Origin of the sequence: Geobacillus sp. (assembly GCF_017515625.1) — a bacterium.
Taxonomy (GTDB): domain Bacteria; phylum Bacillota; class Bacilli; order Bacillales; family Anoxybacillaceae; genus Geobacillus; species Geobacillus stearothermophilus.
Genome location: NZ_JAFWFM010000062.1, coordinates 1 through 12,794, shown reverse-complemented (window position 1 = coordinate 12,794; position 12,794 = coordinate 1). Strand labels below are relative to the sequence as shown.

Sequence of the window (12,794 nt, the reverse complement as noted above, 5' to 3'; positions counted from 1 at the left end):
CGGGAAATGTTAGGTATAAAATGAAAGCGCTAAGACTTTTTCAGTTTCATACATAGGAGGTTGGCGCATGAACATTCATGAATACCAAGCAAAAGAAATTTTGCGAAGCTATGGCGTAAGCGTGCCGAACGGCCGCGTCGCGTTCACGGTTGATGAAGCAGTGGAAGCCGCCAAAGCGCTCGGCACGCCGGTATGCGTTGTCAAGGCGCAAATTCATGCCGGCGGGCGCGGCAAAGCGGGCGGGGTGAAAGTGGCGAAAAGCTTAGAGGAAGTCCGTACATACGCCAGCGAACTGCTCGGCAAAGTGCTCGTCACCCACCAAACCGGCCCGGAAGGAAAAGAAGTGAAACGGCTGTTGATTGAAGAAGGGTGCGACATCCAAAAAGAATACTATATCGGCCTTGTCGTCGACCGCGCCACCTCGCGCGTCGTGTTGATGGGCTCGGAAGAAGGCGGCACGGAAATCGAAGAAGTCGCGGCGAAAACGCCGGAGAAAATTTTCAAAGAGTACATTGACCCGGCCGTCGGGCTGCAGGCGTTCCAAGCGCGCCGCTTGGCGTTCAACATCAACATTCCGAAGCATCTCGTCAACCAAGCGGTCAAATTTATGATGGGCTTGTACCAAGTGTTTGTCGACAAAGACTGCTCGATCGCCGAAATCAACCCGCTTGTCGTCACCGGCGACGGCAAGGTGATGGCGCTTGACGCGAAGCTGAACTTTGATTCGAACGCGTTGTACCGCCACCCGGACGTGCTCGAATACCGAGATTTGGACGAAGAAGATCCGAAAGAGGTTGAAGCATCGAAATACGACTTGAACTACATCGCCCTTGACGGCAACATCGGCTGCATGGTCAACGGCGCCGGCTTGGCGATGGCGACGATGGACATCATCAAATATTACGGCGGCGAGCCGGCCAACTTCCTCGATGTCGGCGGCGGCGCCAGCGAGGAAAAAGTGACGGAAGCGTTCAAAATCATTTTGTCGGACCCAAACGTGAAAGGCATTTTCGTCAACATTTTCGGCGGCATTATGAAATGCGACGTCATCGCGAGCGGCATCGTCGCAGCGACGAAGCAAGTCGGCCTCACGCTTCCGCTTGTCGTCCGTCTTGAGGGTACGAACGTCGAGCTCGGGAAAAAGATTTTAGAAGAATCGGGCTTGAACATTACGGCGGCGGAATCGATGGCGGACGGCGCGCAAAAAATCGTCGAGCTAGTACGTTAAGAAAGCGAGGGAGACACGTGAGTGTTTTTGTCAATAAAGATACGAAAGTGATCGTACAAGGGATTACCGGTTCGCAAGGGCTGTTTCATACAAAACAGATGATTGAATACGGCACGAACATTGTCGGTGGCGTTACGCCGGGCAAAGGCGGCACGGAAGTCGAAGGCGTGCCGGTGTTTGACACCGTTTCCGAAGCGGTCGAAAAAACAGGCGCGAACGCCTCGGTCATTTACGTTCCGCCGGCGTTTGCTGCAGACGCTATTATGGAAGCAGTCGACGCCGGGCTTGATCTTGTCGTCTGCATCACCGAAGGCATTCCGGTGCTCGATATGGTGAAAGTGAAGCGGTACATGGAAGGGAAAAAGACTCGCCTCATCGGCCCGAACTGCCCGGGCGTCATTACGCCGGAAGAGTGCAAAATCGGCATTATGCCGGGCTACATCCATAAAAAAGGGCACGTCGGCATCGTCTCGCGCTCCGGCACGCTGACGTATGAAGCGGTTCACCAATTGACGCAAGCCGGCATCGGCCAATCGACGGCGGTCGGCATTGGCGGCGACCCGGTCAACGGCACGAATTTCATCGATGTGCTGAAGGCGTTTAACGAAGACGAGGAGACGTACGCGGTCATTATGATCGGCGAAATCGGCGGCACGGCGGAAGAAGAAGCGGCCGAATGGGTGAAAGCGAACATGACGAAGCCGGTCGTCGGCTTTATCGGCGGGCAAACGGCGCCTCCGGGCAAACGGATGGGCCATGCCGGCGCTATCATTTCCGGCGGCAAAGGCACGGCGGCGGAAAAAATCAAGAAAATGACCGAATGCGGCATCAAAGTAGCGGAAACGCCGGCCGTCATCGGCGAAACGCTCATTTCGGTCTTGAAAGAGCGCGGTTTATACGAAAAATGCAAAACGCATTAACATGGGGCTCCGCACGTTGCCGTGCGGGGCGCTGTTTGCCATTGACGCAGAAAGGAGAATGGTATGTACGATACAGTTCGCGACCGGCTCATTCATCTTCACCATTGCCGCGGAGCCGGCTGGAAGACGATCCGCTCTCTGCTTGACGCGGACCCGACGCTTGCCGCTCCATTTTTCATGTCCCCTCAATCCCTTCGCCCGCTCGTTCCGCTTACTTCTCAACAATTCGCTGCTTTTTTCCGCGACCTGCATTCCATTGATCTTCACCGGCTCATCAAAACGTATCAAGCTCGCCGCATTCACGTCATAACCGTGTTCGATGATCACTATCCGCCGCTGTTAAAGCATATTTACGCGCCGCCATGGGTGCTGTATGCAAAAGGGAACGCCGGCTTGCTTCAACAAACAAAGTTGATCAGCATCGTCGGCACGCGGCGCCCGACCAAATACGGGCTCGAAGCGCTTGACAAGCTTGTTCCGCCCCTTTCGGCCGCCGGATGGACGATCGTCAGCGGGCTGGCTGCCGGCATCGACATTCATGCCCATCGGCTTGCTGTCAAGTACGGCGGAACGACGATCGCCGTCATCGCCGGCGGGCTGGATCATGTTTACCCGAAAGCGCACTGGCCCTTCGCCCGCTATTTGATGAATGAACAGCTTGTCATCGCCGAACATCCGCCGGCAACGAAGCCGCAGGCATGGCACTTTCCGGCGCGCAACCGCATCATCAGCGGACTGTCGCTCGGCACGCTCGTCGTGCAAGCGAAACGGAAAAGCGGTTCGCTCATCACCGCCGCGTATGCGCTCGAGCAAGGGCGGGAAGTGTTTGCCGTCCCCGGTCCGATCGGGGCGGCCGAGGCAGCCGGGCCGAATACGCTTATTCAGCACGGGGCAAAACTAGTGCAGGAAGCGGAAGACATCATCGTCGAATTCCCGTACGTATAATGATCATGTTTGACAAATGCGGCAATAATCATTAATAATAATGAAGATTTCAATTTACTTCCTAGGGGTGGAAGATGGATGTCAGACTACTTGGTTATCGTCGAATCGCCAACGAAAGCGAAGACGATCGAGCGGTACTTAGGAAAAAAATATACGGTCAAAGCTTCGATGGGACACGTTCGCGATTTGCCAAAAAGCCAGATGGGCGTTGATATAGACCGCGGCTACGCATTGAAATATATTACGATTCGCGGCAAAGGCCAGGTGATTAAGGAGCTGAAAATGGCGGCCAAAAAGGCGAAAAAAGTGTTTCTTGCCGCCGACCCGGATCGGGAAGGGGAAGCGATCGCCTGGCATTTGGCCCACATGCTCGATTTAGACATTCACTCAGACTGCCGCGTCGTTTTTCATGAAATTACAAAGGATGCCATTCAACAGTCGTTCCAGCAGCCGCGCTCCATCAACATGAATCTTGTCGACGCCCAACAGGCGCGGCGCGTGCTCGACCGCCTCGTCGGCTACAACATCAGCCCGCTCTTATGGAAAAAAGTCAAAAAAGGGTTGAGCGCCGGCCGCGTCCAATCGGTTGCGCTCCGTCTGATCATCGACCGGGAAAAAGAAATCCGCCAGTTTCAGCCGGAAGAATATTGGACGATTCAAGCGACGTTTCAAAAAGGGGATGAGGCGTTTGCGGCTTCGTTTTACGGGATGGACGGCGAAAAGCGGGAATTAAAAACGGAAGCGGACGTCAAAGCGGTGCTCGCCCGCTTGAGCGGGCCCGCGTTTACGGTGAAAACGGTGACAAAGCGGGAGCGAAAACGCAGCCCGGTGCCCCCATTTACCACATCGTCACTGCAGCAGGAGGCGGCGCGTAAGCTGAATTTCCGCACGAAAAAGACGATGATGATCGCCCAGCAGCTGTACGAAGGGATCGACCTCGGCAGCGAAGGAACGGTCGGGCTCATTACGTACATGCGCACCGATTCGACACGCATCGCCGAAACGGCGCAGCAAGAGGCGGCAGCGTACATTGAGGCCAAATTCGGCGCGGCGTACGTCAGTCAGGAGAAGCGGAAAGAAAAGAACAGCGCGAACGCCCAAGACGCCCACGAGGCGATTCGCCCGACCTCGGCGTTTCGCGATCCGGAGAACGTGAAGCCATATTTGACGCGCGACCAGTTTCGGTTGTATAAACTCATTTGGGAACGGTTTATCGCCAGCCAGATGGCGGCGGCGGTGCTCGACACAATGAGCGTCGAGCTGGAAAACAACGGCGTCGTGTTCCGCGCGAGCGGCTCGACGGTGAAGTTTCCGGGGTTTATGAAAGTGTATATTGAAGGGACGGACGATCAAGCGGAAGAGCAAGACCGGCTTCTTCCGGACTTGACGGAAGGGGAGACGGTCAAGAGCGAGGCGGTCGACCCGAAGCAGCACTTTACCCAGCCGCCGCCGCGCTATACGGAAGCGCGCCTTGTCAAAACGTTGGAGGAGCTCGGCATCGGCCGCCCATCGACCTACGCCCCGACGCTCGATACGATCCAAAAACGCAACTACGTCGTGTTGGAAAACAAACGGTTCGTCCCGACGGAGCTCGGGGAAATCGTTGTCGAGCTGATGCTAGAGTTTTTCCCGGAAATCATCGATGTCGAGTTTACGGCGAAAATGGAAAAAGAGCTGGATGGAATTGAAGAGGGAAAAGTGGAATGGATCAAAGTCGTCGATGAGTTTTACCGCGAGTTCGAGAAAAGGTTGAAAGTGGCGGAAAAAGAAATGCGCGAAGTGGAGATTAAAGACGAGCCGGCCGGGATCGACTGCGACATATGCGGCAGCCCGATGGTGTACAAAATGGGCCGCTTCGGCAAGTTTATCGCCTGCTCCAATTTTCCCGAATGCCGCCATACGAAGCCGATCGTCAAACAAATCGGCGTCAAATGCCCGAAGTGCCATGAAGGAGAGATTGTCGAGCGCAACACGAAGAAAAAGCGGATCTTTTACGGTTGCAGCCGCTTTCCGGAGTGCGATTTTGTCTCCTGGGATAAACCGCTTGCCCGCCCATGCCCGAAATGCGGCGGCCTGCTTGTCGAGAAAAAGTTAAAAAAAGGCGTGCAAGTGCAGTGCACGGCCTGCGATTATGAAGAACAGCCGGAAACATAACGGAGTGTTGAACACAATTCAGAATTTTAGAAGAAATAGTTGCGCTGCAACCAATCATATGGTACGATGTAGAGGCATTGCGGGGTGAGGCGATGAAAAATGCGACATTTGCGTTACAATTGTTCATGGAATATTTACAAATCGAGAAAAATTATTCACAATATACTATTGCGTGCTACCGGCGCGATATTGAGCAGTTTTTCCAGTTCATGAACGAAGAAGGGATCAATGAGCTTGACCAAGTCGCCTACAGCGACGTCCGCTTATATTTGACGAAACTGTATGGCCAGCATTTGGCCAGCCGTTCGGTCGCCCGTAAAATTTCCAGTTTGCGCAGCTTTTACAAATTTTTGATGCGCGAAGGGCGGGCGGCCGAAAATCCGTTTGCGCTTGCGACACTGCCGAAGAAAGAGCAAAAAATTCCTAATTTTTTATACCCGAAAGAATTAGAAGCGTTGTTTCTTGTCAATGATGAAAATACGGCCCTCGGCCAGCGCAATACGGCGCTGCTTGAGTTGTTGTACGCGACTGGTGCTCGGGTTAGTGAATGTTGTCACATACAGCTGTCTGATGTCGATTTTGTGGCGGAAACTGTGCTCATTCACGGCAAAGGAAACAAGCAGCGCTACGTTCCGTTTGGCCGTCCGGCCCGCGAAGCGCTTGAACGGTATATTCATGGGGGCCGACGCGAGCTGACCAGAAAGCTGCGGGCGGACCACCGCTATTTATTTGTCAACGCCCGAGGCAATCCGCTCACGCCTCGGGGAGTGCGCCATATTTTGGATCGGATTGTCGAAGCTGCTGCGCTGACGCAAAACATCAGCCCGCATGTGCTTCGGCATACGTTTGCGACTCATTTGCTCAACGAAGGGGCCGATCTCCGTTCGGTGCAGGAACTGCTCGGCCATGCGCATTTGTCATCGACGCAAGTGTATACACATGTAACGAAAGACCGGTTGCGACATATTTATTTGCAGGCGCATCCGCGGGCATAGCCCGCATGTAAGGAGGGGAAAGCGATGGAACGCTTTCATGCAACGACGATTTTTGCCATCCGCCATAACAGCGCAGCGGCGATGGCTGGCGACGGCCAAGTGACGTTCGGCAACGCCGTCGTGATGAAGCATACAGCGAAAAAAGTGCGGCGCCTGTTTCAAGGCAAAGTGCTAGCCGGCTTTGCCGGCTCAGTGGCGGACGCGTTTACGCTGTTTGAAATGTTTGAAGGCAAGCTGGAACAGGTCAACGGCAACTTGCCGCGTGCGGCCGTCGAGCTGGCGAAAGAGTGGCGGAGCGATAAAGTGTTGCGCCGCCTTGAGGCGATGTTGATTGTCATGGATAAGGAACATTTGCTGCTGATTTCCGGCACAGGGGAAGTGATTGAACCGGATGACGGCATGCTCGCCATCGGCTCGGGCGGTCAGTATGCGTTGGCTGCTGGGCGTGCGTTGAAGAAGTACGCCGGCGGCTCGATGACCGCCAAGGAGATTGCGAAGGCGGCGCTGGAGATCGCCGCTGACATTTGCGTTTATACGAACAGCCATATTATTGTCGAAGAGCTGTAAAAAGGAGGAGGCCGATGATGGCGGAATCGTTGACTCCACGGCAAATTGTTGAGAAGCTCGACCAGTTTATCGTCGGACAAAAAGAGGCGAAAAAGGCGGTGGCGATCGCGCTTCGCAACCGGTACCGCCGCAGTTTGCTCGATGAAAAACTGCGCGATGAAGTAATGCCGAAAAACATTTTAATGATCGGCCCGACCGGGGTCGGGAAGACGGAGATCGCCCGCCGTCTCGCGAAGCTCGTCGGCGCGCCGTTTATCAAGGTTGAGGCGACGAAATTTACGGAAGTCGGTTATGTCGGGCGCGACGTCGAATCGATGGTGCGCGATTTGGTGGAAACGTCAGTTCGGATCGTGAAAGAACGAAAAATGAATGAGGTGAAAGACCGAGCTGAACAACAGGCGAACAAGCGGCTCGTTGAACTGCTCGTTCCGGGCAAACAAAAGCAAACGATCAAAAATCCGCTCGAGCTGTTGTTTGGCGGCCAAGGGAATCCGTCGGACAACAGCTACGGCCATGAGGATGAACAAATCGAGCAAAAACGGCGTCAAGTGGCCTGGCAGCTGGCAAACGGCCAGCTCGAAAACGAGATGGTCACGATTGAAATTGAGGAGCAGACGCCAATGCTCTTTGACTTTTTGCAAGGGACGGGCATTGAGCAGATGGGCGTGAATATGCAAGACGCGCTCAGCAGCCTGATGCCGCGGCGACGCAAAAAGCGGCGCCTGAAAGTGAGTGAAGCGCGCAAGGTGCTCATCAATGAAGAAGCGCAAAAACTGATCGACATGGATGAAGTGACGCAAGAGGCGGTCCGCCTCGCCGAACAGTCGGGCATCATCTTTATCGATGAAATTGATAAAATTGCCCGCAGCGGGGCGGTGTCCGGATCGGCCGACGTCTCGCGCGAAGGGGTGCAGCGCGACATCTTGCCGATCGTCGAAGGATCGACGGTCATGACGAAATACGGACCGGTCAAAACGGACCATATTTTGTTCATCGCCGCCGGCGCGTTTCATATGGCGAAGCCGTCCGACTTGATCCCTGAGCTGCAAGGTCGGTTTCCGATCCGCGTCGAGTTGGCGAAACTTTCGGTTGACGATTTCGTAAGTATATTGGTCGAGCCGAATAATGCGCTCATTAAACAATATCAGGCACTTTTGGCAACAGAAGGTATAAGTCTTGAATTTTCTGACGATGCTATTCGTAAGATTGCCGAAGTGGCCTTCGAAGTCAACCAGACGACTGACAACATCGGCGCGCGCCGGCTACATACGATTTTGGAAAAACTGCTTGAGGATTTGCTGTTTGAAGCGCCCGATATCGGGCTCGACAAAGTCGTCATCACGCCGCAATACGTTGAGCAAAAACTCGGCAGCATCGTCAAAAACAAAGATTTGAGCGAATTTATTTTATGAGGAGGAGATGGACTCGATGAACTTGCTAGAGAAAACACGAAAAATCAACGCCATGCTGCAGAAGGCAGCTGGGCGGCCGGTCAATTTCAAAGAGATGGCGGAAACGCTTTGCGATGTCATTGAAGCGAACGTGTTCGTCGTCAGCCGCCGCGGCAAACTGCTTGGCTTCGCCATTAAACAGTCGATTGAAAACGAACGGATGAAACGGATGCTTGAGGAGCGCCAGTTTCCGGAAGAATACACGAAAAAATTGTTCAACATTACGGAAACGTCCCCTAATATCGATATTAATAGCGAATATACGGCGTTTCCAGTGGAAAATCGTGACTTGTTCAAAACCGGTTTGACGACGATCGTTCCGATCAACGGCGGAGGCGAACGGCTCGGCACGCTTATTTTGTCGCGCCTTGATCGTGAGTTTGATAACGATGACCTGATTTTGGCCGAGTATGGCGCAACGGTCGTCGGCATGGAAATTTTGCGTGAAAAAGCGGAAGAAATCGAAGAGGAAGCGCGCAGCAAGGCGGTCGTGCAAATGGCGATCAGCTCGCTTTCTTACAGCGAACTTGAGGCGATTGAACATATTTTTGAAGAGCTTGACGGAACGGAAGGGCTGCTTGTCGCCAGCAAAATCGCCGACCGCGTCGGCATCACCCGTTCGGTGATCGTCAACGCCCTGCGCAAGCTTGAAAGCGCCGGCGTCATCGAATCGCGCTCGCTCGGCATGAAAGGAACGTACATTAAAGTATTGAATGACAAGTTTTTAAGCGAACTGGAAAAATTGAAATCAAGCTGAACGGCATAGCTGCCTAAGCCCGCTGGGTATTTTGGCCCGGCGGGTTTTTTGTTGTTGACAAACATCTTTGGCATCGTTTTTCTGTCATGGCATCTTCGAAAAATAGTACCAAGTTCCGTCTATACATTAGGTTTTCTTTCCCGTAAAATGAAAATTAGCAGAAACTGTCGAAAAATAGGAGAAAAGAGGGGATTCCATTGGCGCTCTTTTCAGCGACGATCGGTTGGCTTGAACAAGGGCTTCGCTACGCTGCGCTTCGCCAACAGGCGATCGCCGACAATATCGCCAACGCCGATACGCCGGGCTATAAGGCGAAAGATGTGCGCTTTCAGGCGGAGCTTGACCGGGCGCTTGCCCTTGAGGCCAAACGGACGGATCCGCGCCATTTTCCGTTTCGAAACGAACAGAATGGAAAAATTGTCGTGACGACCAATGCCAGCATCAGTTACAATCATAATGGAAACAGTGTCGATATCGACCAAGAAATGTCGAAATTGGCAGGAAACCAAATTTATTATAACGCTCTGATTGAGCGGTTAAACGGCAAATTCAATACGCTAAAGACGGTGATCAAAGGAGGAAAATAGGCTGTGTCCGTGTTTCAAAGCTTAAACATTTCGGCGTCGGCGCTCACCGCTCAGCGGCTGCGCATGGACGTGATTTCTTCCAACATCGCCAACGCTGATACGACGCGGGCCCGCTTCGTCAATGGCGAATGGGAGCCGTACCGACGCAAAATGGTCATCATCGAACCGCAGAGCGGGGCGTTTTCGGGCTATTTGCAGGCCGCCCTCGGACGTGCTGAAGCTGTCGGCAACGGCGTTCGGGTGCACGAAATTGCTGACGATCCGGCTCCGTTTAAACTCGTCTACGACCCGGACCATCCGGATGCGGGCGCAGATGGCTACGTTCGCCTGCCAAACGTCGAACCGCTCAAAGAAATGGTCGATTTGATCGGTGCGACGCGCTCGTATGAGGCGAATGTCACCGCGCTGAACGCTTCAAAAGGGATGCTCATGAAGGCGCTTGAAATCGGGAAATAAGCCGAAGAGGAGGAATGACAAATGGTTGATGGAGTGAGCCGCATCGGGCTGGCGCCGGCGACCGCCGCTTCAAGCCCGGTGAAGCCGGCAGCGGTGCAAAAGCAGTTCGCCTCCTTTTTCAAAGAAGCGCTCAACAATGTCAATAACGCACAAATCGAGGCAGATGCGCTGACAGAAAAGCTTGTCCGTGGGGAAAACGTCCAATTGCATGATGTGATGATCGCGTCGCAAAAGGCAAGCATCGCGCTGCAACTGACGATCGAAATCCGTAACAAAGCGGTTGAGGCGTACCAGGAAATGATGCGCATGCCGTTGTAGACAGCAAGGGACGATACATACAGAGCCCGCCATGGCCGAACGGTGGCCGCGGCGGCTGTATGGCTGGATGATCGGGGGAATCGTATGAGCAACAAGTGGAAAGAGTGGTGGGGCCGGGCCCGTTTGTTTTGGCAAGAGCGGACGAAAAAACAGAAATGGCTTGCCGCCGGAGGCGCGGCTACGGTCCTTTTGATCCTTGGCCTCGGTATTTTTTTCGCCTTCAGGACGGAAATGGTGCCTCTATACAGCGATTTGACGCCGCAAGAAGCCGGACAAATCAAGGCGACGCTGGATCAGCGCGGTGTTCCCGCCGAAGTGACGGATGGCGGCACGACAATTAAAGTGCCGAAAGAGCAAGTGGATGCGCTGAAAGTCGAGCTGGCCGCCGAGGGCATTCCGAACAGCGGGGTTATTGATTATTCGTTTTTCGGCCAAAACGCGAGCTTCGGCATGACCGACAACGAGTTTAATATGGTGAAACTGAAGGCGATGCAAACGGAGCTCGCCAACTTAATCAAAACGATCGACGGCGTCGAGGACGCGAAAGTGATGATTAATCTTCCGCAGCCGAGCGTATTCGTTTCCGATGAAAAGGGGGAAGCCTCGGCTTCGATCGTGCTGAAGACGAAGCCGGGCTATGAATTCAGCGACGAGCAAATTCGGGCTTTGTATCATCTCGTCGCCAAAAGTGTTCCCCACCTCTCTACAGATAATATCGTCATTATGAACCAGTTTTTTGAGTATTTCGATTTGAAAAATGAAAACAAAAATTCGACAGCGGCGGCATTCACTGAGCAGCAACAGATCAAACGACAAATCGAACGCGACATTCAACGGCAAGTCCAGCGAATGCTCGGCACGATGATGGGGCAGGACAAAGTCGTTGTCTCGGTGACGGCCGACATCGACTTTACACAGGAAAAGCGAGAGGAGCAGTTGGTCGCTCCGGTGGACGAAAAGAACAATGAAGGCATTGCCGTCAGCGTCCAGCGCATTAAAGAGACGTACTCGGGAAGCGGTGCGCCGCCGGGCGGCACGGCCGGAACGGGGACGAATGAAGTGCCGGGCTACCAAGGAGCAAACGGCGGAACGAACGGAAACTATGAGCGGACCGAAGAAACGATCAACAATGAGGTCAACAAAATTAAAAAACAAATCGTAGAAAGCCCGTATAAAATTCGCGATCTAGGCATTCAAGTGATGGTCGAGCCGCCAAATCCGGATGATCCGAATTCATTGCCGCCGGAAACGGTCAATGACATTCAAAAACTATTAGGGACGATTGTCCGGACGTCGATTGACAAAGAAGAAGCGCAGGCGCTGACCGACCAGGATGTCAATAGCCGCGTCGTCGTCTCGGTGCAAAAGCTCAACGGCAAACCGGTATTCACCGAACCGGCGCCGGTTCAGCCGGCGTGGCGGTGGTACGCGGCCGGCGGAGGCGCGCTATTGCTCATTGCCCTACTGCTCTTCTTCTGGCTGCGACGCCGCCGTGAAGATGAAGAAGAAGAAGAAGAGGAGGAGCTCGCATTCGCCCCGCCGCTTCCGGTCGAGCCGGATTTGCCGGAGCCGCCGGAGACGGAGGCGGTGCTGCGCCGTCGGCAGCTGGAGCGGTTGGCGAAAGAAAAACCGGATGAGTTTGCCAAACTATTGAAAACATGGCTATCGGAAGAGTAGGAGGAGCGGCGTATGGCAAAACGCGATCGGAAAGGCGGGCTGACGGGCAGGCAAAAGGCAGCCATTTTGCTCATTTCCCTCGGCCCGGACGTATCGGCCTCCATCTATAAACATTTATCCGAAGAAGACATTGAAAAGCTGACGCTCGAAATTTCCAACGTCCGCCAAGTGGCGGCCGAGCAAAAAGAGGAAGTGCTTGAGGAATTCCGGCAGCTCGCTTTGGCGCAGGATTACATCGCCCAAGGCGGCATCGCCTACGCGAAAGAAGTGTTGGAAAAAGCGCTCGGCCCGGACAAGGCGATGAACATTATCAACCGTCTGACATCAGCGCTTATGGTGCGGCCGTTTGATTTCGCCCGCAAAGCCGACCCGATGCAGCTGTTAAACTTTATTCAGCATGAGCATCCGCAAACGATCGCTCTCATTCTTTCGTATTTAGACCCGGCGCAGGCGGGGCAGATTTTATCAGCGCTGCCGCAAGAGATGCAGGCCGATGTGGCCAGGCGCATCGCGCTTATGGACAGCACGTCGCCGGAGATCATTAGCGAAGTCGAGCAAATTTTGGAGCGGCGGCTGTCGGCGACAGTGATGCAAGATCACACGCAAACCGGCGGCATTGAGGCGGTCGTCGAAGTGCTGAACCAAGTCGACCGAAGCACGGAGCGGACGATTTTAGAGGCTTTGGAAATTCAAGACCCCGAGCTTGCGGAAGAAATTAAAAAGCGGATGTTTGTGTTTG

At 53.9% G+C, this 12,794-nt stretch carries 13 protein-coding genes; all 13 read left to right on the top strand.

The genetic code is table 11. The annotated features are described in order from the left end of the window. Positions 1 to 67: 67 nt before the first annotated feature. Complete coding sequence (sucC, locus tag IKE44_RS03870; RefSeq protein WP_020278184.1) at positions 68 to 1,228, top strand: ADP-forming succinate--CoA ligase subunit beta; 1,161 nt, start codon at positions 68 to 70, stop codon at positions 1,226 to 1,228. Between the two features lie 17 nt (positions 1,229 to 1,245). Further along, positions 1,246 to 2,148 (top strand): succinate--CoA ligase subunit alpha, encoded by a 903-nt coding sequence (gene sucD / locus IKE44_RS03865; protein ID WP_015374401.1) that lies wholly within the window; start codon positions 1,246 to 1,248, stop codon positions 2,146 to 2,148. A 63-nt stretch (positions 2,149 to 2,211) separates the two neighbouring features. Further along, positions 2,212 to 3,093: a DNA-processing protein DprA gene (gene dprA / locus IKE44_RS03860; RefSeq protein ID WP_049624365.1), complete on the top strand. Its 882-nt coding sequence runs from the start codon at positions 2,212 to 2,214 to the stop codon at positions 3,091 to 3,093. Between the two features lie 78 nt (positions 3,094 to 3,171). Continuing rightward, positions 3,172 to 5,247, top strand: coding sequence for a type I DNA topoisomerase (gene topA, locus IKE44_RS03855; RefSeq protein WP_033016014.1), 2,076 nt, complete (start codon positions 3,172 to 3,174; stop codon positions 5,245 to 5,247). Positions 5,248 to 5,339: 92 nt separating this feature from the next. Beyond that, positions 5,340 to 6,242, top strand: a complete 903-nt coding sequence (xerC, locus tag IKE44_RS03850) for a tyrosine recombinase XerC (protein ID WP_033016013.1) — start codon at positions 5,340 to 5,342, stop codon at positions 6,240 to 6,242. Positions 6,243 to 6,266: 24 nt separating this feature from the next. Beyond that, entirely contained in the window at positions 6,267 to 6,809 is a 543-nt protein-coding gene (gene hslV, locus IKE44_RS03845) for an ATP-dependent protease subunit HslV (protein WP_033016012.1), read from the top strand. Between the two features lie 17 nt (positions 6,810 to 6,826). After that, complete coding sequence (hslU, locus tag IKE44_RS03840) at positions 6,827 to 8,221, top strand: ATP-dependent protease ATPase subunit HslU (protein WP_033008184.1); 1,395 nt, start codon at positions 6,827 to 6,829, stop codon at positions 8,219 to 8,221. 16 nt (positions 8,222 to 8,237) lie between these two features. Then, positions 8,238 to 9,017: a GTP-sensing pleiotropic transcriptional regulator CodY gene (gene codY, locus IKE44_RS03835; RefSeq protein ID WP_033016011.1), complete on the top strand. Its 780-nt coding sequence runs from the start codon at positions 8,238 to 8,240 to the stop codon at positions 9,015 to 9,017. A gap of 197 nt (positions 9,018 to 9,214) precedes the next feature. Next, positions 9,215 to 9,604, top strand: coding sequence for a flagellar basal body rod protein FlgB (flgB, locus tag IKE44_RS03830; protein ID WP_033016010.1), 390 nt, complete (start codon positions 9,215 to 9,217; stop codon positions 9,602 to 9,604). Between the two features lie 3 nt (positions 9,605 to 9,607). Beyond that, a complete protein-coding gene (gene flgC, locus IKE44_RS03825) occupies positions 9,608 to 10,060 on the top strand; it encodes a flagellar basal body rod protein FlgC (protein ID WP_049624594.1) in 453 nt (150 codons plus the stop codon). A gap of 21 nt (positions 10,061 to 10,081) precedes the next feature. Next, entirely contained in the window at positions 10,082 to 10,378 is a 297-nt protein-coding gene (gene fliE, locus IKE44_RS03820; protein WP_287465050.1) for a flagellar hook-basal body complex protein FliE, read from the top strand. Between the two features lie 84 nt (positions 10,379 to 10,462). Continuing rightward, positions 10,463 to 12,055, top strand: a complete 1,593-nt coding sequence (fliF, locus tag IKE44_RS03815) for a flagellar basal-body MS-ring/collar protein FliF (protein ID WP_033016022.1) — start codon at positions 10,463 to 10,465, stop codon at positions 12,053 to 12,055. Positions 12,056 to 12,067: 12 nt separating this feature from the next. After that, positions 12,068 to 12,794, top strand: a 727-nt coding sequence (gene fliG, locus IKE44_RS03810) for a flagellar motor switch protein FliG (protein ID WP_287465048.1), incomplete at its 3' end; no start/stop codon positions are given.